The sequence below is a fragment of the Streptomyces sp. 2A115 genome (assembly GCF_052245575.1).
GTDB lineage: Bacteria > Actinomycetota > Actinomycetes > Streptomycetales > Streptomycetaceae > Streptomyces.
The window spans coordinates 19,059-45,027 of record NZ_JBQQCG010000064.1 but is presented as its reverse complement, the minus strand read 5'-3'; the positions used below and the strand labels follow the sequence as shown (position 1 = coordinate 45,027).

Annotated in this window: 23 protein-coding genes and 1 riboswitch; of the genes, 8 read left to right on the top strand and 15 right to left on the bottom strand. The window is 68.5% G+C overall.

The window, feature by feature from the left end:
• Positions 1 to 7 precede the first annotated feature (7 nt).
• From ACTWQR_RS39330 to ACTWQR_RS39295, 8 genes are all read right to left on the bottom strand, one after another.
• Positions 8 to 1,021, bottom strand: coding sequence for a ribonucleotide-diphosphate reductase subunit beta (locus ACTWQR_RS39330; protein ID WP_443232045.1), 1,014 nt, complete (start codon positions 1,019 to 1,021; stop codon positions 8 to 10).
• Complete coding sequence (locus tag ACTWQR_RS39325; RefSeq protein WP_443232044.1) at positions 1,021 to 3,432, bottom strand: ribonucleoside-diphosphate reductase subunit alpha; 2,412 nt, start codon at positions 3,430 to 3,432, stop codon at positions 1,021 to 1,023. Before ACTWQR_RS39325 ends, ACTWQR_RS39330 begins: the two co-directional genes overlap by 1 nt.
• A 143-nt stretch (positions 3,433 to 3,575) precedes the next feature.
• Positions 3,576 to 3,727: riboswitch (cobalamin riboswitch) on the bottom strand.
• Between the two features lie 63 nt (positions 3,728 to 3,790).
• Positions 3,791 to 4,297: a GNAT family N-acetyltransferase gene (locus ACTWQR_RS39320; protein ID WP_443232043.1), complete on the bottom strand. Its 507-nt coding sequence runs from the start codon at positions 4,295 to 4,297 to the stop codon at positions 3,791 to 3,793.
• 75 nt (positions 4,298 to 4,372) lie between these two features.
• Positions 4,373 to 6,001: a monocarboxylate uptake permease MctP gene (gene mctP / locus ACTWQR_RS39315; protein WP_443232042.1), complete on the bottom strand. Its 1,629-nt coding sequence runs from the start codon at positions 5,999 to 6,001 to the stop codon at positions 4,373 to 4,375.
• Positions 5,998 to 6,219: a DUF3311 domain-containing protein gene (locus ACTWQR_RS39310; protein WP_443232041.1), complete on the bottom strand. Its 222-nt coding sequence runs from the start codon at positions 6,217 to 6,219 to the stop codon at positions 5,998 to 6,000. Before ACTWQR_RS39310 ends, mctP begins: the two co-directional genes overlap by 4 nt.
• Before the next feature lie 205 nt (positions 6,220 to 6,424).
• Entirely contained in the window at positions 6,425 to 6,625 is a 201-nt protein-coding gene (locus ACTWQR_RS39305; RefSeq protein ID WP_443232040.1) for a YbdD/YjiX family protein, read from the bottom strand.
• Complete coding sequence (locus ACTWQR_RS39300; RefSeq protein ID WP_443232039.1) at positions 6,597 to 8,735, bottom strand: carbon starvation CstA family protein; 2,139 nt, start codon at positions 8,733 to 8,735, stop codon at positions 6,597 to 6,599. The genes ACTWQR_RS39305 and ACTWQR_RS39300 overlap by 29 nt, the downstream gene beginning before the upstream one ends.
• A gap of 126 nt (positions 8,736 to 8,861) precedes the next feature.
• On the bottom strand, positions 8,862 to 9,626 hold the full coding sequence (locus tag ACTWQR_RS39295) for a GntR family transcriptional regulator (RefSeq protein WP_443232038.1): 765 nt from the start codon (positions 9,624 to 9,626) through the stop codon (positions 8,862 to 8,864).
• A gap of 344 nt (positions 9,627 to 9,970) precedes the next feature.
• Here ACTWQR_RS39295 and ACTWQR_RS39290 point away from each other — a divergent pair, with 344 nt between their 5' ends.
• The 4 genes from ACTWQR_RS39290 (at position 9,971) to ACTWQR_RS39275 (ending at position 14,725) form a co-directional block, all read left to right on the top strand.
• On the top strand, positions 9,971 to 11,248 hold the full coding sequence (locus tag ACTWQR_RS39290) for an extracellular solute-binding protein (protein ID WP_443232037.1): 1,278 nt from the start codon (positions 9,971 to 9,973) through the stop codon (positions 11,246 to 11,248).
• Between the two features lie 82 nt (positions 11,249 to 11,330).
• On the top strand, positions 11,331 to 12,341 hold the full coding sequence (locus ACTWQR_RS39285) for a carbohydrate ABC transporter permease (protein WP_443232036.1): 1,011 nt from the start codon (positions 11,331 to 11,333) through the stop codon (positions 12,339 to 12,341).
• Positions 12,338 to 13,168, top strand: a complete 831-nt coding sequence (locus tag ACTWQR_RS39280) for a carbohydrate ABC transporter permease (RefSeq protein WP_443232035.1) — start codon at positions 12,338 to 12,340, stop codon at positions 13,166 to 13,168. Before ACTWQR_RS39285 ends, ACTWQR_RS39280 begins: the two co-directional genes overlap by 4 nt.
• 9 nt (positions 13,169 to 13,177) lie before the next feature.
• Complete coding sequence (locus ACTWQR_RS39275; RefSeq protein ID WP_443232034.1) at positions 13,178 to 14,725, top strand: glycoside hydrolase family 3 protein; 1,548 nt, start codon at positions 13,178 to 13,180, stop codon at positions 14,723 to 14,725.
• Positions 14,726 to 15,219: 494 nt separating this feature from the next.
• On the opposite strand, the gene nagB is transcribed toward ACTWQR_RS39275, so the two are convergent.
• The gene (gene nagB / locus ACTWQR_RS39270) at positions 15,220 to 16,005 is read right to left on the bottom strand and encodes a glucosamine-6-phosphate deaminase (RefSeq protein ID WP_443232033.1); all 786 of its coding nucleotides are present in this window, start codon (positions 16,003 to 16,005) and stop codon (positions 15,220 to 15,222) included.
• A gap of 152 nt (positions 16,006 to 16,157) precedes the next feature.
• Entirely contained in the window at positions 16,158 to 16,910 is a 753-nt protein-coding gene (locus tag ACTWQR_RS39265) for an SDR family oxidoreductase (RefSeq protein WP_443232032.1), read from the bottom strand.
• Positions 16,911 to 17,005: 95 nt separating this feature from the next.
• On the opposite strand from ACTWQR_RS39265, the gene ACTWQR_RS39260 reads away from it, so the two are divergent.
• Together ACTWQR_RS39260 and ACTWQR_RS39255 are read left to right on the top strand one after the other, a co-directional pair.
• Positions 17,006 to 17,638 (top strand): TetR/AcrR family transcriptional regulator, encoded by a 633-nt coding sequence (locus ACTWQR_RS39260; protein WP_443232031.1) that lies wholly within the window; start codon positions 17,006 to 17,008, stop codon positions 17,636 to 17,638.
• A gap of 435 nt (positions 17,639 to 18,073) precedes the next feature.
• Positions 18,074 to 19,540: a sensor histidine kinase gene (locus tag ACTWQR_RS39255; protein WP_443232073.1), complete on the top strand. Its 1,467-nt coding sequence runs from the start codon at positions 18,074 to 18,076 to the stop codon at positions 19,538 to 19,540.
• Positions 19,541 to 19,802: 262 nt separating this feature from the next.
• Here the strand turns inward: ACTWQR_RS39255 and ACTWQR_RS39250 are convergent, their stop codons facing one another.
• Both ACTWQR_RS39250 and ACTWQR_RS39245 read right to left on the bottom strand, forming a co-directional pair.
• Positions 19,803 to 20,060 (bottom strand): WhiB family transcriptional regulator, encoded by a 258-nt coding sequence (locus ACTWQR_RS39250; protein WP_016639615.1) that lies wholly within the window; start codon positions 20,058 to 20,060, stop codon positions 19,803 to 19,805.
• Between the two features lie 320 nt (positions 20,061 to 20,380).
• Complete coding sequence (locus ACTWQR_RS39245; RefSeq protein ID WP_443232030.1) at positions 20,381 to 21,349, bottom strand: diacylglycerol/lipid kinase family protein; 969 nt, start codon at positions 21,347 to 21,349, stop codon at positions 20,381 to 20,383.
• A 114-nt stretch (positions 21,350 to 21,463) separates the two neighbouring features.
• Here ACTWQR_RS39245 and ACTWQR_RS39240 point away from each other — a divergent pair, with 114 nt between their 5' ends.
• The gene (locus tag ACTWQR_RS39240) at positions 21,464 to 21,913 is read left to right on the top strand and encodes a hypothetical protein (protein WP_443232029.1); all 450 of its coding nucleotides are present in this window, start codon (positions 21,464 to 21,466) and stop codon (positions 21,911 to 21,913) included.
• Positions 21,914 to 22,110: 197 nt separating this feature from the next.
• On the opposite strand, the gene ACTWQR_RS39235 is transcribed toward ACTWQR_RS39240, so the two are convergent.
• The 3 genes from ACTWQR_RS39235 to ACTWQR_RS39225 form a co-directional block, all read right to left on the bottom strand.
• Positions 22,111 to 23,256: a SigB/SigF/SigG family RNA polymerase sigma factor gene (locus ACTWQR_RS39235; RefSeq protein WP_443232028.1), complete on the bottom strand. Its 1,146-nt coding sequence runs from the start codon at positions 23,254 to 23,256 to the stop codon at positions 22,111 to 22,113.
• Positions 23,253 to 23,666, bottom strand: coding sequence for an anti-sigma regulatory factor (locus tag ACTWQR_RS39230; RefSeq protein WP_307536691.1), 414 nt, complete (start codon positions 23,664 to 23,666; stop codon positions 23,253 to 23,255). The genes ACTWQR_RS39235 and ACTWQR_RS39230 overlap by 4 nt, the downstream gene beginning before the upstream one ends.
• Positions 23,667 to 23,931: 265 nt before the next feature.
• Entirely contained in the window at positions 23,932 to 24,192 is a 261-nt protein-coding gene (locus tag ACTWQR_RS39225; RefSeq protein ID WP_443232027.1) for a UBP-type zinc finger domain-containing protein, read from the bottom strand.
• Positions 24,193 to 24,253: 61 nt separating this feature from the next.
• Here ACTWQR_RS39225 and ACTWQR_RS39220 point away from each other — a divergent pair, with 61 nt between their 5' ends.
• Entirely contained in the window at positions 24,254 to 25,849 is a 1,596-nt protein-coding gene (locus ACTWQR_RS39220; RefSeq protein ID WP_443232026.1) for a Na+/H+ antiporter, read from the top strand.
• The last annotated feature ends 120 nt before the right edge of the window (positions 25,850 to 25,969 follow it).

Genomic DNA, 25,969 nt, shown 5'->3' with positions numbered 1-25,969 from the left:
GGGAGACCTAGAACTCGTCGTCGAACGACACCGAGCCCTCCACCGCCACCTGGTACGCCGAAGGCCGGCGCTCGAAGAAGTTGGTCAGCTCCTGGACTCCCTGCAACTCCATGAAGGAGAAGGGGTTCTCGGAGCCGTAGACCGGAGCCAGACCGAGGCGTACGAGGCGCTGGTCGGCGACGCACTCCAGGTACTGGCGCATCGAGTCGGTGTTCATGCCCGGCAGGCCGTCGCCGCACAGGTCGCGCGCGAACTGCAACTCGGCCTCGACCGCCTCCCGGAGCATGTCGGTGACCTGCCGCTGGAGCTCGTCGTCGAAGAGCTCCGGCTCCTCCTTGCGGACGGTGTCCACGACCTCGAAGGCGAAGCTCATGTGCATCGTCTCGTCGCGGAACACCCAGTTGGTGCCGGTCGCCAGGCCGTGCAGCAGGCCCCGGCTGCGGAACCAGTAGACGTACGCGAAGGCCCCGTAGAAGAACAGCCCCTCGATGCACGCGGCGAAGCAGATGAGGTTGAGCAGGAAGCGGCGGCGGTCGGCCTTGGTCTCGAGGCGGTCCAGCTTCTCGACCTCGTTGATCCACTTGAAGCAGAACTCGGCCTTCTCGCGGATCGACGGGATGTTCTCCACGGCGTCGAAGGCCGCGGCCCTGTCCTGCGGGTCGGGCAGATAGGTGTCGAGCAGCGTCAGGTAGAACTGGACGTGTACGGCCTCCTCGAAGAGCTGACGGCTCAAGTACAGCCGCGCCTCGGGGGAGTTGATGTGCTTGTAGAGGGTCAGCACGAGGTTGTTCGCGACGATCGAGTCACCCGTCGCGAAGAACGCGACCAGTCGGCCGATCATGTGCTGCTCGCCCTGTGACAGTTTCGCGAGATCCGACACGTCCGAGTGGAGGTCCACCTCCTCCACGGTCCAGGTGTTCTTGATCGCGTCCCGGTAGCGCTCGTAGAAGTCCGGGTAACGCATGGGGCGGAGGGTCAGCTCGAAGCCCGGGTCGAGAAGGTTCTTGGTGGTGCTGGTCATTACTCGCAGGCCTCGCAGGACTCGGGGTTCTCAAGGGAGCAGGCGACCGCGTCGGGATCGGCGACCTGCTGGACGGGGACGGTCTTCTCAGGCTGCGCCTGGGCCGCGCGGGCGATGCGCGTCGCCGGGCGCGAGCGCAGGTAGTACGTCGTCTTCAGGCCCGACTTCCAGGCGTACGCGTACATCGAGGAGAGCTTGCCGATGGTCGGCGTCTCCAGGAAGAGGTTCAGGGACTGGGCCTGGTCCAGGAACGGGGTCCGGGCGGCGGCCATGTCGATGAGGCCGCGCTGCGGGATCTCCCACGCCGTGCGGTACAGGTCGCGGACGTCCTGCGGTACCCAAGTGAAGCCCCGCACCGAGCCGTTGGACTCGCGCAGCGCTTCGCGGGTCTGCGCGTCCCACACGCCGAGCTTCTTCAGCTCGGCCACCAGGTAGGAGTTGACCTGGAGGAACTCGCCGGACAGCGTCTCGCGCTTGAAGAGGTTGGAGACCTGCGGCTCGATGCACTCGTAGACGCCCGCGATCGACGCGATGGTCGCGGTGGGGGCGATCGCGAGAAGCAGGGAGTTGCGCATGCCCGTCGCCGCGATCCGCTCCCGCAGCGCCGCCCAGCGCTCCGGCCAGGTCAGCTCCACGTCGTAGTGGTCGGGGTGCAGCACACCCTGGGCCGTACGGGTCTTCTCCCAGGCCGGCAGCGGGCCGTTGCGCTCGGACAGGTCGGCCGAGGCCTCGTACGCGGCGAGCATGACGCGCTCCGCGATCCGGGTGGAGAGCGCGCGGGCCTCCGGCGAGTCGAACGGCAGCCGCAGCTTGAAGAAGACGTCCTGCAGACCCATCGCGCCCAGGCCCACCGGCCGCCACTTGGCGTTGGAGCGGCCCGCCTGCTCGGTCGGGTAGAAGTTGATGTCGACGACGCGGTCGAGGAACGTGACGGCGGTACGGACGGTGGCGTCCAGCCGCTCCCAGTCGATGTCCTTGGAGTCGGCGTCCACGAAGGCGCCGAGGTTGACCGACCCCAGGTTGCAGACCGCCGTCTCCCCGTCGTCCGTGACCTCCAGGATCTCCGTGCAGAGGTTGGAGGAGTGGACCGTGTGACCGGGTAGCGCGGTCTGGTTGGCCGTGCGGTTGGCGGCGTCCTTGAAGGTCATCCAGCCGTTGCCGGTCTGCGCGAGGGTGCGCATCATGCGGCCGTACAGATCGCGGGCCGGGATCGACTTCTTCGCGAGCCCCGCCTCCTCGGCCTTGCGGTACGCGGCGTCGAACTCCTCGCCCCACAGGTCGACCAGCTCGGGCACGTCGGAGGGCGAGAACAGCGACCACACGCGGTCCTCGTCCACCCGCCGCATGAACTCGTCCGGGACCCAGTGCGCGAGGTTCAGGTTGTGCGTACGCCGGGCGTCCTCTCCGGTGTTGTCGCGCAGCTCAAGGAACTCCTCGATGTCGGAGTGCCAGGTCTCCAGGTAGACCGCGGCCGCGCCCTTGCGCCGGCCGCCCTGGTTCACGGCGGCGACCGAGGCGTCGAGGGTCTTCAGGAACGGGACGATGCCATTGGAGTGCCCGTTCGTGCCGCGGATCAGCGAACCCCGGGAACGGATACGGGAGTACGAGAGACCGATGCCGCCCGCGTGCTTCGAGAGGCGGGCCACCTGGTGGTAGCGGTCGTAGATGGAGTCCAGCTGGTCCAGTGGGGAGTCGAGGAGGTAGCAGGACGACATCTGCGGGTGCCGTGTACCGGAGTTGAAGAGCGTGGGGGAGGAGGGGAGGTAGTCGAGGCGGCTCATCAGCCGGTACAGGGCGGCCACTTCGTCGACGGATCGCGAAGTGTCGTCCTCGGCGAGACCGGAGGCCACCCGCAGCATGAAGAACTGCGGCGTCTCGATGACGTACCGGGTGATCGGGTGCCGCAGCAGGTACCGGCCGTGCAGCGTGCGCAGACCGAAGTAGCCGAAGCGGTCGTCGCCGTCGAGGTCGATCAGCGCGTCGAGGCGGGCCGCGTGGATCCGTACGAACTCGGCGGTGCGGTCCGCGATCAGTCCTTCCCGATGCCCGACCGCGACGGACTCGGAGAAGGACCGAACGCCCTGCGAGGCGGCCTCCGCGGCGATGCTGATCGTCAGCAGGCGCGCGGCCAGCTTCGAATACACCGGGTCCTCGGAGATGAGGCCGGCGGCCGCCTCCGTGGCCAGCTCGCGCAACTCCGCCTCGTCCGCGGCGGCGGACCGGCCGCGCAGCGCGGCGGCGGCGACCTTGCCGGGATCGGCGTCGGGGAGGTCGGCGGTGAGGCCGGTCAGGGTACGCAGCAACGCGGTCCCTGGCCCGTCGGCCTCGGCTTTGGCCGGCGTCGCTGTCGCTGCTCCTGTCGCTGTCCCTGTCTCTGTAGCTGAGACCGGATCGGCTGGCGCGATGGTCACGTGGGGCTCTCCCTCGCTTGGCACGGGGGCCTGCGGGGAGAGGGGGATTCGGGGCACACGGGAGTACGCGCTCTGCGCAGCGGTACGCCGCGTCCACCGGCCCACTCCGCGAGGCCCGGACGTCATCGGCGCCCGGACCGGACGGCCTGGGCGCGCTGTCGGCAGGTCCTCGGACTGACCGAGTACGCGGCTTTCCTCCGGGGGTTCCCTGGGGACAGACGCGCACAAGTACACCGTTGCGGGACAGTTCCGGATTCGCACCGGATTCCCCTGCGGCGACAGCGAGCATGAGCATACATCTTGTGTCGGGCTCGGGAAGCACCCCCCACATGTTGTGTCGTGTCGACTTCGGAGGGTGTCAGAGCGTCAACTCGTAGGTGAGCAGCGTGACGTCGTCGAGGTGCGGAATGGGGTTCCAGTCGCGCTCGGGGGTGCGGGTGAAGCCGAGACGTTCGTAGACGCGGTGGGCGCTGTGCATGGAGCGCTGGGTGGACAGGACGACGTGTACGCAGCCGTCCGTGGCGCGGGCGCGGTCGACGCAGGCGCGTACGAGGGTCTCGCCCGCACCTCGGCCGCGGGCCTCCCTCGCCACCGCCAGCATCCGTATCTCGGCCTCGCCCTGGCGCGCGATGTCCGCCATCGGCCCGCCGGACGGCACGAACGTCACACCGCCGAGGAGCCGGGCGCCCTCCACGGCCACCAGTACGTCGGCCGCGGCCGCCCGTTTCGCCACGTTCCGCAGCTCGCCGAGATACTCGTCGCTCTCCCCGAAGTCGAGCAGCCCGTCCCCGAGATAGGCCTGCGCGGTGATCTCTCCCAGCGCCGTGTACTCCTCGGGCTCGGCCTGCCTGATCACGATGTCCATGCTTCGCAGTGTGCCGGAAGGGCACGACAACGGGCCGCCGGATTTCCGGCGGCCCGTGTCACGTATCGGCAGATGTCAGTGCCCGGCGCCCGCCGTGGCCGGCGGCAGCTCCACCTGCACGCCCTTGTCGCCCGCGTCCGCCGTGTAGTCGCCCGGAGACGTCTCGTCGATGCCCTCGGGTGCCTTCAGTGCCTTCAGGACGAAGGTGAGCACGACCGTCACCACCACGTTCAGCACGAACGCCGTCAGGCCGATGTAGCCGATCTCCCCGATCCCGGGGATCTCCTTCGACGAGCCCCCGAAGTGCTTCTGCGCCGGGGAGGCCACACCGTACGCGGCGAGCGTGCCGTACAGCATGCCGACCGCCCAGCCCGCGAGCAGCGCCCAGCGGTGCAGCCAGCGGGTGAAGAGGCCGCCGACCAGGGCCGGGAAGGTCTGCAGGATCCAGATGCCGCCCAGCAGCTGGAAGTTGATCGCGACCGTCTTGTCCATCGTCAGGACGAAGACGAGCGCGCCCACCTTCACCAGGAGCGAGACCAGCTTGGAGACCTTGGTCTCCTGGGCGGGCGTCGCGTCGGGCTTGATGAAGTCCTTGTAGATGTTGCGGGTGAAGAGGTTCGCCGCCGCGATGGACATGATGGCCGCGGGGACGAGGGCTCCGATCCCGATCGCCGCGAAGGCCACGCCCGCGAACCAGTCGGGGAACATGGTCTCGAAGAGCTGCGGGATCGCCAACTGGCCGTTCTCGACCTTGATCCCGGCCGCGATCGCCATGAACCCGAGCAGCGCCAGCAGGCCCAGCATCAGCGAGTACAGGGGCAGGATCGTCGTGTTGCGGCGGATCACCTCACGGCTGCGGCTGGACAGCGTCGCCGTGATCGAGTGCGGGTACATGAACAGGGCGAGCGCCGAGCCGAGGGCCAGGGTCGCGTACGTCCACTGGCCAGCCTCTCCCGGTGCCAGCGCCCCGCGCGGCGCGCCGGTGGCCGGGTTGGGCTGGGCGAACGCCTCGCCCGCCTTCGCGAAGATCTCGTCGAAGCCGCCCAGCTTGATCGGGATGTAGATGATCGCGACCGCGATCACGATGTAGATCAGCGTGTCCTTCACGAACGCGATCAGGGCGGGAGCGCGCAGACCGGACGAGTACGTGTACGCGGCCAGCACACCGAAGGCGATGAGCAGCGGCAGGTCCTTGACGAACCAGTTGGTGTCCTCGCCGCCGCCGACGCCCATGACGTCAAGAACGGCCTGGATGCCGACCAGTTGGAGTGCGATGTACGGCATCGTCGCCAGGATGCCGGTCACGGCGACGGCCAGCGACAGGCCCTTCGAGCCGAAGCGGCCGCGCACGAAGTCCGAGGTCGTCACGTACCCGTGCTTGTGCGACACCGACCACAGCCGCGGCAGGAAGGTGAAGATCAGCGGGTAGACGAGGATCGTGTACGGGACGGCGAAGAAGCCGGCCGCGCCCGCCGCGTAGATCGCCGCCGGGACCGCCACGAACGTGTAAGCCGTGTAGAGGTCGCCGCCGAGCAGGAACCAGGTGACCCAGGTGCCGAACGACCGTCCGCCCAGGCCCCATTCGTCGAGACTCTGCTCGTCCGCGGCCCGGCGCCAGCGCGAGGCCAGGAAGCCCATGACCGTGACGGCCAGGAAGAAGAAGATGAAGACGGCGAGTGCCACGCCGTTCACGCCGTCGTTCACGCGTCGGCCCCGCCCTTCGTCGCGGCGCGGGCGCGCTGATCACGCTGCCACAGCTTGTACGCGGTCATCGTGAGCACCGTGGAGATGAACACCCACAGCATCTGGTACCAGTAGAAGAACGGGATGCCGATGAAGGCCGGGTCGACCTTCGCGTACGAACCGACCCAGAGCATTGCCACGAACGGCGCGAGCAGGCAGACGGCGATCACCACGCGCATCGGTGTCACCACCGGCGGTCTCACTTCAGGCGCACTTGGCGCATCCGGCACTTCGGACATACGGCGGCTCCGTCCCCTCGCTGATCACCTGTGCAACGCGCAGGAAATCTAAGGGACGGTTCGGCTTTATGGAACCCCCGTCCGTAATTCGGGCAGAGGTGTATGCCTTTGGTGAAGAACCGCTGGCAGCGTCGGTGCCGAGCCGTCAGCAGCAGCGGAATCCCTGCCGTGGGTCCGCCTCCTGACGCTCGGTACGGTCCCGCTCGAAGGCACGGCGGGTCGGTACGAGCGCGCCCGGATGGTTCGTGCGGATGTGGGCGACATAGCGGTCGTACGCGGACTCATCGGTCAACTCGCGTACGTACCACCGCACCGCCCTAAGGACCCGGAGCAGCCCCGACAGCATCGCGCGCCTCCTCCTTCTCCTCCTTGGTCGGAATCAGCCCGGCCGGAGCGACGATCTTCGACTCGACGTACGGCGCCTCGCTGAGCGTGGAGAGCGCGGGGCGGCGTACGTGCCTGATGCATACCCTTCCCGCGTCCACGATCACCACGACGATGAGAAGGGCGAGAACCGCCGAGAGGACACCGTCCACGGTGGAGTTGGTGACGATGGTGTGCATGTCGTCCATGCTCTTGGCGGGCGCGATGACCTCGCCCCGGTCGATGCCGTCCTGGTAGACCGAGCGCTGCTTGAAGAAGCCGACGCGCGGGTCGCTGGAGAACACCTTCTGCCAGCTGGCCGTCAGCGTCACCGTGGCGTCCCAGGCGAGCGGAATCCCGGTGATCCAGGCCCACTTGAGGCGTCCGGACTTCACCAGCAGAGTCGTGCAGACGGCCAGCGCGACGGCCGCGAGCAACTGGTTGGAGATGCCGAAGATCGGGAACAGCTGGTTGATTCCGCCGAGCGGTTCGTGGACGCCGACCCACAGGAAGTAGCCCCACAGACCGCAGACGATGCCGCTCGTGATGACGAGTCCGGGCTTCCAGCTCACGTTCTTGAAGGGTTTGTAGAGATTGCCCAGGGTGTCCTGGAGCATGAAGCGGCCGACCCGGGTGCCCGCGTCGAGCGCGGTGAGGATGAACAGCGCCTCAAACATGATCGCGAAGTGGTACCAGAACGCGCGCAGACTGTCCCCGGTCACCTCGGAGAAGATGTCCGAGATGCCGATCGCGAGCGTGGGCGCGCCGCCGGTCCGCGAGAGCAGGGACGACTCCTCGACGTTGCGCGCCGCGGCCGCCAGGTCCTCGGGGGAGATCTGGTAGCCCCAACTCCCCACCACCTGCGAGGCGTTCTGGACGCTGTCCCCGATGACACCCGCCGGCGCGTTCATCGCGAAGTACAGGCCCGGGTCGATGATGGAGGCCGCGACCAGCGCCATGACCGCCACGGACGACTCCATGAGCATGGAGCCGTACCCGATCATCCGGACCTGCGTCTCCTTCTGGATCATCTTCGGTGTCGTGCCGGAGGAGATGAGGGAGTGGAAGCCGGAGAGCGCCCCGCAGGCGATCGTGATGAAGACGAACGGGAAGAGCGAGCCCGCGAAGACCGGCCCGTCGCCGCGTGAGGCGAAGTCCGTGACCGCGTCCATCTTCAGCGTGGGCAGCGCGACGACGACACCGATCGCGAGCAGCCCGATGGTGCCGATCTTCATGAACGTGGAGAGGTAGTCGCGGGGGGCCAGGAGCATCCACACGGGCAGGATCGACGCGATGAAGCCGTACGCCACCAGCCAGATCACCAGTGTCGAGGGCGCGAGCGTGAACGTGTCGGCCCACGACGACTCGGCGACCCAGCGTCCGGCGATCAGCGCGAGCAGCAGCAGCGCGACGCCGATCAGCGAGACCTCGGAGACCCGGCCGGGCCGCAGCACCCGCAGGTAGAAGCCCATCAGCAGGGCGATCGGGACCGTCATCGCGATGGAGAAGGTGCCCCACGGCGACTCGGCGAGTGCGTTGACGATGACCAGCGCGAGCACCCCGAGCAGGATGATCATGATGGCGAAGGCGGCGAGCAGGGCGGCCGCGCCCCCGAACGGTCCGATCTCCTCGCGCGCCATCTGGCCGAGGGACCGTCCGTCCCGGCGGGTGGAGAAGAACAGGACGACCATGTCCTGGACCGCACCCGCGAAGATCACGCCGACGATGATCCAGATGGTGCCGGGCAGGTACCCCATCTGCGCGGCCAGTACGGGCCCCACCAGCGGCCCCGCCCCCGCGATCGCCGCGAAGTGGTGGCCGAGCAGTACCCGTCGGTCGGTGGGGTGGAAGTCGATGCCGTTGTTGAGTCGCTCGGCGGGCGTGGCCCGGGTCCTGTCGACCTTGAGGACCTTGTTGACGATGAACTTCGCGTAGAAGCGATAGGCGATGGCGTACGAGCCGAGAGCGGCCGCCACCATCCAGGCGGCCGAGACCTCCTCGCCGCGCGAGAGCGCGAGCACCGACCACCCCGTCGCGCCGACCAGCGCGACGAGGGTCCAGATGACGATGGTTCGAGGGTTCGCGGTACGCACCGGGGAGTCCTCCCGTCCATGCAGCGACGGGAGGACCGTAAAGCAGGAACAGCGGTTGCGCTACACCGCGCGCACTACTCGTGGCTTCTACTAGTGGCTTCTGCTCGGCGCTTCCGCTCTGCGCTGCTACTCGGTGGGCCGCTTCAGTCGGGCCACGAACTTGTACCGGTCCCCCCGGTACACCGACCGCACCCATTCCACCGGCTGCCCGTCCTTGTCCAGCGAGTGCCGCGACAGCATCAGCATCGGAAGTCCCACGTCCGTGCCGAGCAGGCCGGCTTCGCGCGGGGTGGCCAGCGACGTCTCGATGGTCTCCTCGGCCTCGGCGAGATGGACGTCGTACACCTCGGCCAACGCCGTATAGAGGGACGTGTACTTGACGAGGCTGCGCCGGAGCGCGGGGAAGCGCTTTGCGGACAGGTGGGTCGTCTCGATGGCCATGGGCTCGCCGCTCGCGAGGCGCAGGCGCTCGATGCGCAGGACGCGTCCGCCGGTGGTGATGTCGAGCAGCTCGGCGAGGGTGTCGTCGGCGGTGATGTAGCCGATGTCCAGGAGCTGGGAGGTGGGTTCGAGGCCCTGCGCCCTCATGTCCTCGGTGTACGAGGTGAGTTGGAGCGCCTGCGACACCTTCGGCTTGGCGACGAAGGTGCCCTTGCCCTGGATGCGCTCCAGCCGGCCCTCGACGACCAGCTCCTGGAGGGCCTGTCGCACGGTCGTGCGCGAGGTGTCGAACTCGGCGGCGAGGGTGCGCTCGGGCGGTACCGGCGTGCCGGGCGGCAGCGTCTCCGTCATGTCGAGCAAATGCTTCTTGAGGCGGTAGTACTTGGGCACGCGCGCGGTACGGATGGGGGCCCCACCCTCGTTCTCCGCACTGCTGACGTCGGTGCTCATACTCTGCCTTCCCGGCTCCGGGTGCCGATGTGGCCGACGTACGCGTCGGCCACGGCTCACATCGTGGCACGGCTTGCCCTGCGAGTGTCCCCCCGCACGCTCCGTGATCCCCTCTGTATACCGGCGGGGTCGCTTTTGGTCTAGTCCACCGCGTCGAAGTGGTCCACTCGGTGGCAACGAGGGCACCTGCTCTTTTTGCCACCTTCCTGCTTAAAGGTTCTTGCATATGTAGTTCCCATAACGGACTTCTGGACGGGTCTGCTCACCCTTGACACCCCTCTAGGTCTAGGCCAAGCTCCGGCCTACTGGTCTACACCACTGAGGGCCAGGCGAGGAGGGGTGACATGAAGCGCAAGCTCATCGCGGCCGTCGGTGTCGCAGGGATGTTGATGTCGGTCGCGGCCTGTGGCGGCGACGACGGTGACAGCGGCAAGGAGACGGGGGCCGACGGTTTCAAGGGCGAGACCCTTACCGTCTGGGCCATGGACGGCTCGACGCCTCCCGGCTGGACCAAGGACCTGACGGCGGCCTTCGAGAAGAAGACCGGTGCGGAGCTGAAGTTCGAGACCCAGCAGTGGAACAACATCCAGCAGAAGATCACCACCGCGCTCTCCGAGGAGAACCCGCCGGACGTCATCGAGGTCGGCAACACGCAGACCCCGGCCTACGCGGCCACCGGCGGCCTCGCCGACCTGACGGACCTCAAGGCGGAGATCGGCGCCGACTGGACCGAGGCCCTCAACGAGTCCTCGGTCTTCGACGGCAAGCAGTACGCGGCCCCGTGGTACTTCGCCAACCGTGTCGTCCTCTACAACAAGAAGGTCTGGGCCGACGCGGGCCTCAAGGGCACCCCGAAGACCCGGGACGAGTTCTACGACGCGCTGGAGACCATCGAGAAGAAGACCGACGCCGAGCCGATCTACCTGCCCGGCCAGAACTGGTACTTCTTCGACGGCCTCACCATCGGGCAGGGCGCCGACCTGGTGAAGAAGGAGGGGGACAAGTACGTCTCCAACCTCGCCGACCCCAAGGTCGCCGAGGCCATGGAGATCTACAAGAAGTACCAGTCGTACTCCAAGGCCCCCAAGGACAAGGACGAGGCCACCCCGCAGCAGGCCGAGGTCTTCGCCAAGGGCAACGTCGGTGCCTTCATCGGCATGGGCTGGGAGGCCGGCACGGCCATCGCCGCCAACAAGAAGATCGAGAAGGACATCGGCTACTTCACCATCCCGGGTGAGACGGCCGACAAGCCCGAGGGTGTCTTCCTCGGCGGCTCCAACTTCGCGGTGGCCGCGGGGAGCAAGAAGCAGGAGCTCGCCCAGGAGTTCCTGAAGATGGCTCTCTCCGACAAGTTCGAGGGCGCGCTCGCCAAGGAGAACGGCGTCATCCCGAACAAGGAGTCGCTGCAGTCCAACCTCACGGGCAACGCTGCCGCCCAGGCCGCCGCCCCGGCCGCGGCCGGCGGTGGCACCACGCCGCTGATCCCCGAGTGGGCCGCCGTCGAGAACGACCCGAACCCGATCAAGACGTTCATGACCGCCGTCCTGAAGGGGAAGTCGCCCGCCGACGCAGCCAAGCAGGTCGAGGCCGAGATCAACAAGCGGCTCGCGCAGAGCAGTTGATCACCCTCGCACCAGGGGGACGGACAGCCGTCCCCCTGGTGCGCTCCCGCAAGTGCCAGTGCGATCCGGAGAGATGGCGAGCATGTCAGTGCAGACCGAACGCACGGACAGGGGCACGGACACGGCCGCGGCGCCCGGTGTCCGTGAGCCCGGTGTCCGTAAGACCGATGTACGTCCACCCGACGCGGGCCGAACCACCGGGCGCGGCGGCGCCTGGGGCCCGTACCTCCTCCTGCTCCCCGCCCTGCTCGTCACCGTGGTGATGCTCGGCTGGCCGCTGGTCAAGAACGGCATGCTGTCGTTCCAGAACCTCAACCCGCGCCAGCTGATCCTCCACCTCACCGAGTGGAACGGCGGCGACAACTACAAGGAAGTCCTGGGCAGTTCGGACTTCTGGAAGGTCGTCCAGCGGACGGTCGTCTTCACCGCCGCCAACGTCGTCCTCATCATGGTGCTCGGCACGCTCGTCGGCCTGCTCCTTGCCCGGCTCGGCAAGCGCATGCGGCTGCTGCTGTTGCTCGGCCTCGTGCTCGCCTGGGCCATGCCGGTGATCGCCGCGACCACCGTCTACCAGTGGCTGTTCGCCCAGCGCTTCGGCGTCGTCAACTGGCTGCTCGCCAAGGCCGGCTGGGACTCCATGGCCGACTACAACTGGTTCGGCACCCAGTTCTCCACCTTCTCCGTGATCACCCTGCTGATCGTCTGGCAGTCCATCCCGTTCGTGGCGATCAACCTGTACGCCGCCACGACCACGATCCCCAAAGAGCTGTACGAGGCCGCCGCGATCGACGGCGCCGGTGTGTGGAAGAGCTTCACCTGGGTGACCTTGCCGTTTCTGCGGCCGTTCCTGTGGGCCACGACCTTCCTCGAGGTCATCTGGGTCTTCAAGGCGTTCCCGCAGATCTTCGCGATGAACGCCGGCGGACCCGACCGCCTCACCGAGACCCTGCCGATCTACGCGTTCGTCGAGGGCCCCGGCAACCAGCACTACGGAATGGGCGCGGCCATCTCGTTCCTGACGATCCTCATCCTGCTCGGCCTGACGGCCTACTACCTTCGTACCGTTCTCAAGCAAGAGGAGGACGAGCTGTGAAGCGCTCACTGGCGGCCCGACTGTGGCCCAACGCGACGGCGATCGTCCTCTTCGTCGTCTTCGCGTTCCCCGTCTACTGGATGTTCGCGACCGCGCTGAAGCCGACCGGCGACATCATCGCCGACGATCCGGTCTTCCTGCCGACGAACATCACCTTCGACCACTTCCAACGGGCCGTCGACGCCGATCACTTCTGGACCCTGGTCGGCAACTCCCTGACGGTGACCGTCCTTTCGGTGGTCTTCTCCCTCGTCATCGCGCTGCTCGCGTCCTTCGCGCTGGCACGGATGCGGTTCAAGGGGCGGCGCGGCTTCATCCTGACGTTCATGATCGCGCAGATGGCCCCCTGGGAGGTCATGGTCATCGCGATCTACATGATCGTGCGGGACGCAGACCTGCTCAACAGCCTCGTGCCGCTCACGGTCTTCTACATGATCATGGTGCTGCCCTTCACCATCCTGACGCTGCGCGGCTATGTGGCCGCCGTGCCGAAGGAGTTGGAGGAGTCGGCGATGGTGGACGGCTGCACGCGCAGGCAGGCCTTCGTGAAGGTCATCTTCCCGCTGCTCGCACCGGGGCTGATGGCGACCTCGCTCTTCGGCTTCATCACGGCGTGGAATGAATTCCCCCTGGTCCTGATCCTCAACAAGAGCGCCGAGAAGCAGACGCTTCCGCTGTGGCTCTCCAGCTTCCAGTCGACGTTCGGCGACGACTGGGGCGCCACGATGGCGGCGGCCTCACTCTTCGCCGTCCCGATCCTGGTCCTGTTCGTCTTCCTCCAGCGCAAGGCCGTCAGCGGACTCACCTCCGGCGCGGTGAAGGGATAACGCCTTCCGATGACCACCATCGCCTCCGGCACGGACACGCTGACCCGTGATGCCCTTGCCGTTCTGCAGCCCGGCTTCACCGGGACCTCGGCTCCCTCCTGGCTGCTGCGGCGGCTCGGCGAGGGCCTCGCCTCCGTCGGCCTGTTCGGCCGCAACATCGCCTCGCCCGCCCAACTGGCGGCCCTGACCGCCCAGTTGCGCGCGGAACGCGACGACGTGCTGGTCGCCATCGACGAGGAGGGAGGTGATGTGACGCGCCTGGAGGTGCGTACGGGATCCTCCTTCCCCGGCAACCACGCGCTGGGCGCGGTGGACGACGTGGCGCTCACCGAGGCGGTGTCCCGCGAACTGGGCCGCCGGCTGGCCGCCTGCGGGGTCAACCTCAACTGGGCACCGTCCGCCGACATCAACTCAAACCCCGGCAACCCCGTCATCGGCGTACGGTCCTTCGGCGCCGACACCTCGCTGGTCGCCCGGCACACGGCCGCGTACGTCTCCGGGCTCCAGTCCGCCGGAGTCGCCGCCTGCACCAAGCACTTCCCGGGCCACGGCGACACGGCGGTCGACTCGCACCACGCGATGCCGCGCATCGACGCGGAGCTGTCGGTCCTGGAGTCCCGCGAACTGGTCCCGTTCCGCGCGGCCATCGAGGCAGGCACCCGCGCCGTGATGAGCGCGCACATCCTGGTCCCGGCCCTGGACCCGTCCCGTCCCGCGACCCTCTCGCCCCGCATCCTCACCGGGCTGCTGCGCGAGGAACTCGGCTACGACGGCCTGATCGTCACCGACGGCATGGAAATGCAGGCCATCGCGGGAACGTACGGCATCGAACGCGGCAGCGTCCTCGCGATCGCCGCCGGCGCCGACGCCATCTGCGTGGGCGGCGGCCTCGCGGACGACGCGACGGTACTGCGCCTGAGGGACGCGCTGGTGTCGGCGGTCCGCTCGGGCGAGCTGTCGGAGGAGAGGCTGGCGGACGCGGCGGCCCGGGTACGGTCGTTGGCCACCTGGACAGCTTCGGCTTCGGAGAGGAGCGGAAGCGGGAGCGCGGCGGGGGGAACGTCCGCGCCTACGGAATCGGGGCCGGGCAGCCGCTCGGACGGAGCGTCCGGGGCCGACGTCGGCCTGGTCGCGGCGCGGCGTGCCCTGACGGTGACCCGCACAGAGCGCTTCACGCCGCTCACCGAGGCGCCGTACGTCGCCGCCTTCACCCCCGTCGCCAACATCGCCGTCGGCGACGAGACCCCGTGGGGCGTCGCCGCCGAGCTGCGACGCATGCTGCCGGGCACGGAAACCGGGAGCTTCGCGGGGGAGCGGGCCGGAACCGAGGCGCTCGCGGCCGCAGGCCCCCGCCGTGTTGTCGCCGTGGTCCGCGACATCCACCGCCACACCTGGATGGCGGACGCCCTCGACACCCTCCTCGCCGCCCGCCCCGACACGGTCGTGGTCGAGATGGGCGTGCCGCAGTCCCCGCCCCGGGGCGCCGTCCACATCGCCACGCACGGCGCGGCCCGCGTGTGCGGCCTGGCGGCGGCGGAGGTCATCGCCGGGACATGAGCAGAGGCGCGAGCCGCTGAGCCGCGCCCACCTCACGGAGGCAAGCGGCGCCCACAGAGACGAAGGTGCCGGGTCCAGCACGGGGACCCGGCACCTCGGCATCTTCGTGCGGCCTTGAACACCCGCCTTGAACACCCGCCTTGAACACCTGGCCGAGCGCCTGGCCTGAACGTCGAGCTTGGACCGAGCTGCCGCTACGCCGGGTCTGGGACGTGTTGCCTCTACGCCGAGCCTGGAACGCGCTGCCTGAGCACCCGGTATGGAAGAACTGCCTCTACACGCCGGTCCCGGAGCGAACTGCCTCAACGCCCAGCCTGAAGCGAGCTGCCTCTACGCCCGGCCTGAAGCGAACGGCTTGAACGCCCAGCCTGGAGCGCGCTGCCCGGAACGAGTTGCCTCGACGCGCCGCCCTGAATCCCTGTCCTGAATCCCTGTGCCGAATGGCCCCGCGCCGAACTGCCCTCCCCTGAACGTCCTGTCCTGAGTGCTCTGCCCTAAATGCCCTGCCACGCCGGCTTGTTGGCGTACGTGTGCCGGAAGTAGTCCGCGTGCTTCAGCTTGGACGCTGCCGCCTCGTCCACGACGACCGTCGCGTGCGAGTGCAGTTGGAGCGCCGAAGCGGGGCACACCGCGGCGACGGGCCCTTCGACGGTCGCCGCCACCGCGTCCGCCTTGCCCTCGCCCGTGGCGAGCAGCACCAGATGCCGCGCCTCCAGAATCGTCCCGATCCCCTGGGTGATCACGTGATGCGGCACCTGCTCGATGTCGCCCTCGAAGAACCGCGCGTTGTCGACGCGGGTCTGCTCGGTCAGCGTCTTGATCCGCGTGCGCGAGGCGAGCGACGAGCACGGCTCGTTGAACCCGATGTGCCCGTCCGTCCCGATTCCCAGCAGCTGCAGGTCCACACCTCCGGCCTCGGCCAGCGCCTTGTCGTACACCTCGCACGCGGCCCGCACATCCTCGGCGGTCCCGTCCGGCCCCATGAACGCGTCCATGCCCAGTCCCAACGGCTCCAGCACCTCACGCCTCAGCACGGAGCGGTACGACTCGGGATGCTCGGCCGGCAGCCCCACGTACTCGTCGAGCTGTGCGACCCGCGCCCTCGAGGCATCCACGGCCCCGGAACTGACCTTCGCCACCAGCGCTTGGTAAATGGGCAGAGGCGTCGACCCGGTGGCCACCCCGAGCAGAGCGTCGGGCTTGAGCCGGAGCAACTCCGCCATGGCCTCGGCTATCAGCTCGCCACCCGCCTTGGCGTCCGAAACGATGACTACTTCCACGCTGGGCCTGCCGTTCTGAAGGGGGACTCAACTGGGATTCAACTGGGTCAACTGGGTCAACTGGCTATGTGGTATAGACCAATCTAGCAGAGCCACGCCACTCCCGTCGTGCCGAATGTCCTGCGCGCAATGCCCGGTGCGCACAGGCTCCCTCATGTAAGTGAACCCCCCGTTGCGTCCATCCAGTGCCCGGTCACCCACCGCCCCTCGTCCGACGCGAGGAACGCCACCACGTCGGCGACGTCCGCCGGTGCGCCCACCCGCCCCAGCGCCGATATCGCCGCGGCCTCCGCCCACGTCTCGTCGCTCGACCGCAGCCAGTCGGACGTGTTGTCGGTGTCGATGATCCCCGGTGCGACCGTGTTCACGGTGATGCCTCGGGGGCCCAGCACTTTGGACAGGTCGCGCGTGAAGATGTCCAGGGCGCCCTTCGTCATCGCGTACGCCATCTTGTGGGGCATCACCGCCGTGCGCGCGAGGCCCGAGGAGATGTTGATGATCCGCCCGCCGTCCCGCAGTCGGGACGCGCCGAGCTTGGTGATGAAGTGCGGCGCTTTGACGTTCACCGCGAAGACCCGGTCGTACTCCGCCTCGTCGATCTCGTCGAACGGCCGCGACGTACCGATCCCGGCGTTGTTCACCAGGATGTCCAGACCGTCCGCGTGCCGGTCGAACTCTTCCCACAGTGTCCGCGCGTCCCCAGGTGTCCCCAAATCCACCCCGAGGACGAAGGCCGATCCGCCCGCCGCCTCGATCCGGGCCGCCGTCTCCTTCGCCGCCGCCTCATTGCTGCCGTAGTGCACGGCCACCCGCGCGCCGTCCCGCCCGAGCCGCTCGGCGATGCCTCGTCCGATGCCCCTGCCGCCACCCGTGACGAGTGCCGTCCTGCCTGTGAGCACGCCCATGCCGACGCCCCTCCGCATTTCTGTAGTGGTCGATGCATAAAAACCGTACAACAACCCGCCGACATTTCTCTAGCACCCGCTATAAAATCCACTCCATGGTGAGCAGGCAGCAGACCGGGCCGGAGTCCGAGACCAAGCAGCGGGGGCGCGGCCGGCCCCGTTCCTTCGACCGTGAGACCGCGCTGGAGAAGGCGATCCTCGCCTTCTGGGAGCACGGCTACGAGACGACCTCCGTCTCCGACCTCACCAAGGTCATGGGCATCGGCGCCCCCAGCCTCTATGCGGCCTTCGGTGACAAGCGCTCGCTCTTCGACGAGGTCGTGCGCGTGTACGGCGCGAGGTACGGCTCGTTCGCCGACCGCGCCCTCGCCGAGGAGCCGACGGCCCGCGCAGGAGTGGAGCGGATGCTGCGCGAGGCCGCGGCCGAGTACACGGAACCCGGCCGTCCGCACGGTTGTCTGGTCGTCCACGCGGCCACCAACTGCGCCACCCCCGAGGTGGAGGAGTCCCTCCGGGAGCGGCGCAACGCCAACATCGCCGCCATCGAGAGCCGCATAAGGGCCGGCGTCGCCGCAGGTGAGCTCCCCGCGGACATCGACGCGGCGGCCCTGGCCCGGCACACGGGAGCCATGATCCAGGGCATGTCCCAGCAGGCCCGCGACGGAGCCGGCAAGGCGGAGCTGGAGGCGCTCGCCGAACTTGCCATGGGAATCTGGCCCCCCGCGTGAACCGTCCGGGGCTAGGCTGCGTGGTGGATGTAGGACGGGAGTTGTTCGATAAAGAGACAACAACAAACATCCACCAACGCATGGACAGGCGAGAGTGGTCTAGTCCACAATGCGGAGAAGTGGCTTGAGAATGAAACTGAATGATCAAGCAACTGAATGATCGAGCCTCCGTCTTCCCCGCACAGGAAGGCGGACCGAGGAACCGGCGCTCTCTGCCCTGACTGCTCCGGCTCCTCATCCTTCGGCCGACCGGGACCGCACACCCCGCGGCCGATGTTGCTCCGGGCTGCGGTGCCGGGAGGGTTGAGGGTCCCTCCCAGGCGCCGCGGCCCGCGGGTGTCCCAGGGGCCAGAAGTCGCAGAGGTCAGGAAGCCCGGAGGTCACCGATTTCGGGCCATGTCCGAACTCCCAGGTACGCTCGCACACGTGCCCTCCATGAACGACCTCGTCCACCAGCACACCGCCCTCGGTCCCTCCGACCTCGAGTGGCTGCATCTGCTGGTCTCGGAGTGGCAGCTGCTCTCCGACCTCTCCTTCGCCGACCTCGTTCTGTGGGTCCCCACGCGCGACGGCACCCGCTATGTCTCTGTCGCCCAGATGCGCCCCAACACGGGCCCCACCTCGTACCAGGACGACATGGTCGGCCACCTCGTCCCGCGCGGCCGCCGCCCCATGCTGGACATCGCCCTGGACGAGGGCCGGATCGTGCGCGAGGGCGACCCGGAGTGGCGCGAAGAAGTCCCCGTGCGGGTCGAGTCGATTCCCGTACGCAGGGAAGGGCGCGTCCTGGGGGTCATCGCCCGTAACACCAACCTGCTCACCGTGCGCACGCCCTCACGCCTCGAACTCACCTATCTCCAGAGCGCGTCCGACCTCGCCCAGATGATCGCGGCCGGCTCCTTTCCGTTCCCCAACCAGCAGGTCGACATGGACGCATCGCCTCGCGTGGGCGACGGCCTGATCCGGCTGGACGCGGACGGTGTCGTGCAGTATGCGTCTCCGAACGCGCTGTCGGCGTACCACCGCCTGGGCCTCGCCGCCGACCTCGTCGGCCACCACCTCGGCAAGACCACCGCCGAACTCGCCCCGTCCCGGGGGCCGGTGGACGAGGCGCTGGCCAAGGTGGCCAGCGGCTGGGCGCCCCGTGAGTTCGAGATCGAGAGCAACGACGGCGTGATCCAGCTGCGCGCGATCCCGCTCAAACCCAAGGGAACCCGCGTCGGTTCGCTCGTACTCCTGCGGGACGTCACCGAACTGCGGCGCCGCGAGCGCGAGTTGATCACCAAGGACGCGACCATCCGGGAGATCCACCACCGGGTGAAGAACAACCTCCAGACGGTTGCGGCCCTGCTGCGCCTCCAGGCCCGCCGCATCGACTCCGACAGCGGCCGCGAAGCTCTCGAAGAGGCGGTGCGCCGGGTCGGCTCGATCGCGATCGTGCACGAGACGCTGTCTCAGAACCTGGACGAGCGCGTGGAATTCGACGAGATCGCCGACCGGGTGCTCGCCATGGTCGCCGAGATCTCGCCGGGCAAGGTCACCGGCCGGCGCACGGGCCGCTTCGGCATCCTCGACGCCGAGGTCGCGACCCCGCTCTCCATGGTCCTGACCGAAATCCTCCAGAACGCACTGGAGCACGGCTTCCGCGAGGGCGACCGGGGCACGGTCGAGGTGTCCGCGGTCCGCGGTGGCACCTCCAAGGAGACCCGCCTCCTCGTCACCGTCCAGGACGACGGCGTGGGCCTCCCCGAGGGCTTCGACCCGCACCGCTCGGGCAACCTGGGCCTGCAGATCGTACGGACCCTGGTGGAAGGCGAGTTGGGCGGCACCTTCGATATGGTCCCGGCCCCCGAGCGCGGGACGCAGGTCGTACTGGACATCCCGGTGCGCGCCCACAAGTAATCCGCACAATTGCTCCACTACCGCACGCACACTCTGTGTAGTCGCCGTGAACTCCGGGCAGGCCACGCCATGTTCGGAAGCGCGCTCGGCCGCCCCCGACCATGCGGACGCAAACAGCAACGAGCCCCGGACCATTTGCTGGTCCGGGGCTCGTTGTGCTCGTTGTGATGCGCATCGGGGGTACTGCGCGCTGCGGCTCGGGGGCGGGAGATGCGTACTCGCTGTACGCGCCGCCAAGCTCAGGCTGTTACGGGGCGGGTTGTCAGGCGGATGCCTGGCGGGCCCGGTTGCGGGCGGCGCGACGCTTCATGGCACGGCGCTCGTCCTCGCTGAGACCACCCCAGACGCCGGAGTCCTGGCCGGACTCGAGCGCCCACTGCAGGCACTGCTCCATGACGGGGCAGCGACGACAGACGGCCTTGGCTTCCTCGATCTGCAGCAGCGCAGGACCGGTGTTGCCGATGGGGAAGAAGAGCTCGGGGTCTTCCTCGCGGCAAACGGCGTTGTGACGCCAGTCCATGGCTGCTACCTCTCCTTGGTATTACATACACGTTAGCTTGTGAATGTGAACGCTTTCACGAATCCCTCAACAAGTGAAGGGCCTGCCGCCAGACGGACTGACGTGGTCCTGTGATTTGAGGAGGGGTTCTGGCGCTCCGTGGGGGCCGATGTTGCGGGCCGTCTCGAGCGCCACGTAGAGACTCGCAAACCTCAGCGGCGGATACAACCCCTACCGGAAAGTTTTTTTTGATTCCTCGGTGTCGGCTCGGTCACAGCCGTACTTCCATGGGGTGGATCCTGGCCTAAACGTTCGAGTGGAAGGACTTTAGCCCTTTCCGCTCACACAATCACACGCAGTGCACGGCGAACGCCTGTGAACGTCACACTCGTACGCAGTCCAAGGTGGTCGCCGTCCATCTGTAGGGGGAGCGGCGCCTTCGAATGCAAGGTGAAGTCCGTCAGATCGTGCAGGGACGTGGCGTGCTTGCCATGAGGTCCGCGCTCGGGGGACGAAGTGAGCAACTGCGTGCCATACCGGGCAGCCGAGGCCGTCGACATGCGGCTGAGAGCGAGTACGTCGAGGCCGGTTTCGAACGAGGCCTTAGGTGATGCGTACACCGGGCGATTGCCCAGATAGGTCCACGGAGAGGTGTTACAGACGATCGACGCCACCAAATCGGTCACCGGGTCCTCGCCGGCCCGCTCCAGCGTGATCGTGCCGTGTCTGCGGTGGGGCTCGCCCAGGAACTGGCGTATCACCTGGCGCAGATAGAGGGCGTGCGTGGAGCGCTTGCCGCGCTCGCGCTGCTGCTCGACCCGGCCGATCACGCCCGCGTCGAAGCCGAGGCCGGCGCAGAACGTGAACCAGCGGGACGGGACTCCTTCGTCCTCCGTGCCCGGGGTGCCCGCCGCGAGGCCCAGGCCCACCGTGCGCTCCCGTCCCTCGCGCAGTGCGTCGAGGAGGGCGCCGGTGGCCTCCACGGGCTCGTTGGGCAGGCCCAGGGCGCGGGCGAAGACGTTGGTGGAGCCGCCGGGGACGACGGCGAGGCCGGGCAGGCGGTCGAGATCGGGGCCGTTGTGCAGCAGGCCGTTCGCGACCTCGTTGACCGTGCCGTCGCCGCCGAGGGCCACGACCAGTTCTATGTCCTTGCTCTCCGCGGCCTGCCGACCCAGGTCTCTGGCGTGCCCGCGGTACTCGGTGGTGACCGCTTCGAGTTTCATCTCGCTCGCCAGGGCGTGGATCAAGACATCACGCGTGCGTGCGCTTGTGGTGGTTGCTGCCGGGTTGACGACGAGAAGTGCACGCATGCGTTGCAGCGTACCTACCGCGTGGTACTCGGCCCATACCGAGGTGAGGATCAGGTGAGAGCGCGGAGCCCCCGGGGGCTCCGGCGGGCGGCGGGTGACGGCTACTCTTCAAGGGTGAGCTCTGAGCGGAATCCCACCCCCGACAGCCCTGACGCCGAACCCCGCCCCGGGCGGCTGACCGCCGCGGCGGCGCTGGCCGCGCTGGAGGGGCTCGCTCTTGTCGCCGGCGGCGTCTACATGCTCGTGATGGGTCTCACAGGCCGCCCGGACGACCGGAGCCAGGCCGTCACCGGAGGCGTGACGCTCGTCGTGCTCGCGCTGCTGCCTCTGCTGGCCGCGCGCGGGCTGCTCCTGCGGCGCGGCTGGAGCCGAGGACCCGCGATCATCACGCAGATCATGGCGCTGCCCGTCGCGTACAACCTGCTTCAGGCCGACAGTCTCGCGATCCCTGGCGGGATCGCTCTGGCGGTCGTGGCGGTCGCTTCGCTGGTGCTGATCGTGAACCCGGAGACCACGCGGGCGCTGGGGATCACCGGGCCCGGTGGGGTACGGGAAACCAAGTAGTACGTAGCACTCCGCGGGAAGGCCGCTAAAGCGGCCGCAGGCCCCGTAGGCCGTTCATGGCCGGCCGCGCCCACGATGGGAATTCCCTGAGCGGGGGAGAAGCCGCACAGTGTCACTGCCCCGCGCCCCTCACGGGGCGCGGCTGACAACGTCAGGCCTGCGGGCTGGGGGCCGAGCCCCATCCCCCGAGGCGGTTTCTACTCCTCCACCAAGAGCTTCTCGCGCAGCTGGGCAAGCGTTCGTGCCAGCAGGCGCGAGACGTGCATCTGGGAGATGCCGACCTCTTGCGCGATCTGGGACTGCGTCATGTTGGCGAAGAAGCGGAGGAGCAGAATGCGCTTCTCGCGGGGCGGCAGGTCCTCGAGCAGCGGCTTGAGGGACTCGCGGTACTCGACGCCCTCCAGGGCCTCGTCCTCGGCGCCCAGGGTGTCCGCGACGGCCGGGGACTCGTCGTCCGTGTCGGGGACGTCCAGGGACAGCGTGGAGTACGCGTTGGCCGACTCCAGGCCCTCCAGGACCTCCTCTTCCGAGATGGCCAGCTTCTCGGCCAGCTCGTGCACGGTGGGGGAGCGGCCGTGCTGCTGCGAGAGCTCCGCGGTCGCCGTGGTCAGCGCGAGCCGCAGCTCCTGCAGCCGGCGCGGTACGCGGACCGCCCAGCCCTTGTCCCGGAAGTGCCGCTTGATCTCGCCGACCACCGTCGGTGTCGCGTACGTCGAGAACTCGACGCCGCGCTCCGGGTCGAAGCGGTCGACCGACTTGATGAGGCCGATGGTGGCGACCTGTGTGAGGTCGTCCAACGGCTCACCGCGGTTGCGGAAGCGGCGCGCGAGGTGCTCGACGAGCGGCAGGTGCATCCGGACCAGCTGGTTGCGCAGCTCCGCGTACTCGGCGCTGCCCTCCTTCAGCTTGCGCAGCTCGATGAACTTCGCCCGCGCCCCGCTGCGGTCGTGAGGGTCGTGCCGCGCGCCCGATGCGCCGCTGTCGGCATTGCGTTCGTGCTCGTGCTGCTCGCTCATGATCCCGCCCGTCACCCGCCGCCGCCCTTCCGAGGACGCTCCCCCAGACTCCGTCCGGGGGGACCCCCGGTGCGCGGCAACGCCTGGATCCCGTCGCCCGTCACGGCCGGAAAGCGACTCGCGCTCGTCCTGGCCGATCGGTCCTTCCTGCTGAGACGCTTCGGCCGCCGAGGATTCGTCCTCGGGATGCGGCCGTGCCTGCTGCTCGGGGATGCCGTCGACACCCTCCGCCAGGCGCCGGGGCCCTCTCAGGCCGTCTCTGTCATCGGCGGGAAGTTCCCGTGTGCCGCGCTCTTCGTCCCGCACCGGCCCGTCCTCGTTCCTCACGCCGGCCCGGGTCCGGCGCCGCGCTGTTTGTAGAGGCTGATCGAAACGGTTTTGTCGTCGGCCACCGAGGAGGAGACCTTGCCCGCGAGGGCCGACAGCACGGTCCACGCGAAGGTGTCCCGCGCGGGGGCGTGGCCGTCCGTGGTGGGGGCCGAGACCGTGACCTCGAGCGAGTCGTCGATCAGACGGAAGACACAGCTGAGCACCGAGCCCGGCACGGCCTGTTGCAACAGGATCGCGCAGGCCTCGTCGACAGCGATGCGCAAGTCCTCGATCTCGTCGAGGGTGAAGTCCAACCGCGCCGCGAGGCCGGCCGTGGCCGTACGCAGCACCGACAGGTAGGCACCCGCAGCCGGCAGCCGGACTTCGACGAAGTCCTGGGTCGCGGGCTCGCCTGCGAACTGGGACACCCTCACCTCCAAGGTGGTACAAGCTCGTTCGGGGGCCGAGGGTCGCCCCCCGGGGTAACGTGCAACGTGGTTCAGCGGTGACGCTATCGCGCTCTCAGGTTTTCTGTCCTCGGGACCCCAACCCCTTGCCGTCACTCATAGTAAACCCATGTATACGCACAGTGGCTAGGGGTCTGCGGGCCCAATTGGGAAGAGCGCGCGCCGGGTTGACGTACCCAGGCGTCAGACGGTCGAACCGTCGGCACCAAGCGGTCAAGACGCAGTGTCACACCAGAACGTGGTCGACGAAGCACCACCGCCAGCTCTCTCCGGGCTCGAAGGTACGCATCACCGGATGTTCTGTCTCCTTGAAATGCTCTGTCGCGTGGCGCATCGGCGACGTGTCGCAGCAGCCCACGTGACCGCAGACCAGACACAGCCGCAACTGCACAGGGTGCGTACCCGCCGCCAGACATTCGAGGCATGTCTCGCTCTGGGGGGCGGGTTCCGGCTGCGGCAGCGCCTCGGCGTGCGTGCACTGTTTCATGATTGCCAGATTACGTCGGGCGTGCGGCAAGCCGCGCAAAAACGAAGGCGGACCGAAGCCGATGCATGTGATGCCCCTGCTCCTGCTGATCGCCGGCAGCGCCGTGGTCGCCGGCGCCGCCCGCCGCACGCCGGTGCCGGCGCCGCTGCTGCTGGTCACGGCGGGCCTGATCGTCTCGTACGTGCCCTGGGTGCCCGAGTACACACTCGACCCCGACGTGGTGCTGCCGCTGCTGCTGCCCCCGCTGCTCTACACGGCGGCCACGGACAGTTCGTACCTCGATCTGCGGGCCCAGATCCGGCCCGTGGCGCTGCTGTCCGTCGGGTACGTGCTGTTCGCGACGCTCGTCGTCGGCTGGGCCGCGTACCTGATCGTGCCGGACCTGCCGCTCACGGCGGCGCTGGTGCTCGGTGCCGTCGTGGCGCCACCGGACGCGGTCGCGGCCACGGCGGTCGCGCGGCGGGTCGGGCTGCCCTCGCGGGTCACCACGATCCTGCAGGGCGAGTCCCTGGTGAACGACGCCACCGCGATCACCGCCTACAAGGTGGCGCTTGCCGCCGCCATCGGCGAGGGAGCGACCTGGGCGGGCGGCATAGGCGAGTTCCTGCTGGCGGCGCTCGGCGGCATCGGGGTCGGACTCGTCCTGATGGTGCCGATCCACTGGATGCGTACGCATCTGAAAGAGGCGCTGCTGCAGAACTCCCTGTCGCTGCTGATCCCGTTCTTCGCGTACGCGGTGGCCGAGCAGGTGCACGCCTCCGGAGTGCTCGCCGTGGTCGTCGTCGCGCTCTACCTGGGACACCGGAACTGGGCGGTCGACTTCGCGACCCGGCTCCAGGAGGAGGCGGTGTGGAAGATGGTCGCGTTCATCCTGGAGTCGGCGGTCTTCGCGCTGATCGGCCTGCAGCTGCCAGTGGTCCTCAGAGGGCTCGGCGAGTACGAGGGGAGGCGCGCCGCCTGGTACGCGGTGGCCCTCTTCCTGGTCGTCGTCGTGGTCCGCTTCGTCTGGGTGTATCCGGCGACGTTCCTGCCGCGCATGCTGTCGGCGCGGATCCGGGAGCGCGAGCAGAACCTCACGTGGAAGGGCCCGTTCATCATCGCCTGGGCCGGGATGAGGGGCGTCGTCTCGCTCGCCATCGCCTTCTCCATCCCGCTCACCATGCACGGCGGGGAGGACTTCCCGGGGCGCAATCTGATCCTCTTCCTGACCTTCACGACGGTGATCGGGACGCTCGTCGTGCAGGGGCTTTCGCTGCCCCCGCTGATCCGCCTCCTGAAGCTGCCGGGGCGTGACCTCCAGGCCGAGACGCTCGCCGAGGCCAACGCCCAGGCACAGGCGTCCCGGGCCGCCGAGCACCGCCTCGACGAGCTCCTCAGCGACGAGCGCAACGCCCTGCCGCCACCGCTCGCCGACCGGCTCCGCGCGGTCCTGGAACGGCGCCGCAACGCCGTGTGGGAGCGGCTCGGCACGGTGAACCCCGTGACGGGGGAAACGGCGGACGACACCTACCGGCGACTGGCGCGCGACATGATCGCGGCCGAGCGGGAGGTGTTCGTGAGGCTGCGGGACGGCCGCTACATCGACGACGAGATGCTGCGCACGCTGCTACGCCGACTGGACCTGGAGGAGGCGGCGGCGTTCCGCGAGACGACCTAGAGCCTGCTGCGAAAGGCCCGCCTGCCCGGCGACGCCCGGCACGCGCTCTCGCCGCACCGGGCACAAGCCCGGGTACGTCCAGTGCGAGGGCGTGCACCCGGCACTTCCCCAGCCTTCGGC

Excerpts from the sequence above, each read along its gene's own strand:
- ACTWQR_RS39320 (WP_443232043.1), bottom strand. The coding sequence starts at position 4,297 with ATGGACATCGTGATCAGGCAGGCCGAGCCCGAGGAGTACACGGCGCTG.
- ACTWQR_RS39260 (WP_443232031.1), top strand. The coding sequence starts at position 17,006 with ATGGTGAGCAGGCAGCAGACCGGGCCGGAGTCCGAGACCAAGCAGCGG.
- ACTWQR_RS39295 (WP_443232038.1), bottom strand. The coding sequence starts at position 9,626 with ATGAGCACCGACGTCAGCAGTGCGGAGAACGAGGGTGGGGCCCCCATC.
- ACTWQR_RS39255 (WP_443232073.1), top strand. The coding sequence starts at position 18,074 with ATGAACGACCTCGTCCACCAGCACACCGCCCTCGGTCCCTCCGACCTC.
- ACTWQR_RS39305 (WP_443232040.1), bottom strand. The coding sequence starts at position 6,625 with ATGCTGTCGGGGCTGCTCCGGGTCCTTAGGGCGGTGCGGTGGTACGTA.
- ACTWQR_RS39220 (WP_443232026.1), top strand. The coding sequence starts at position 24,254 with ATGCATGTGATGCCCCTGCTCCTGCTGATCGCCGGCAGCGCCGTGGTC.
- ACTWQR_RS39310 (WP_443232041.1), bottom strand. The coding sequence starts at position 6,219 with ATGCGCGTGGTGATCGCCGTCTGCCTGCTCGCGCCGTTCGTGGCAATG.
- ACTWQR_RS39285 (WP_443232036.1), top strand. The coding sequence starts at position 11,331 with ATGTCAGTGCAGACCGAACGCACGGACAGGGGCACGGACACGGCCGCG.
- ACTWQR_RS39225 (WP_443232027.1), bottom strand. The coding sequence starts at position 24,192 with ATGAAACAGTGCACGCACGCCGAGGCGCTGCCGCAGCCGGAACCCGCC.
- ACTWQR_RS39275 (WP_443232034.1), top strand. The coding sequence starts at position 13,178 with ATGACCACCATCGCCTCCGGCACGGACACGCTGACCCGTGATGCCCTT.
- ACTWQR_RS39250 (WP_016639615.1), bottom strand. The coding sequence starts at position 20,060 with ATGGACTGGCGTCACAACGCCGTTTGCCGCGAGGAAGACCCCGAGCTC.
- ACTWQR_RS39265 (WP_443232032.1), bottom strand. The coding sequence starts at position 16,910 with ATGGGCGTGCTCACAGGCAGGACGGCACTCGTCACGGGTGGCGGCAGG.
- ACTWQR_RS39245 (WP_443232030.1), bottom strand. The coding sequence starts at position 21,349 with ATGCGTGCACTTCTCGTCGTCAACCCGGCAGCAACCACCACAAGCGCA.
- ACTWQR_RS39330 (WP_443232045.1), bottom strand. The coding sequence starts at position 1,021 with ATGACCAGCACCACCAAGAACCTTCTCGACCCGGGCTTCGAGCTGACC.
- ACTWQR_RS39290 (WP_443232037.1), top strand. The coding sequence starts at position 9,971 with ATGAAGCGCAAGCTCATCGCGGCCGTCGGTGTCGCAGGGATGTTGATG.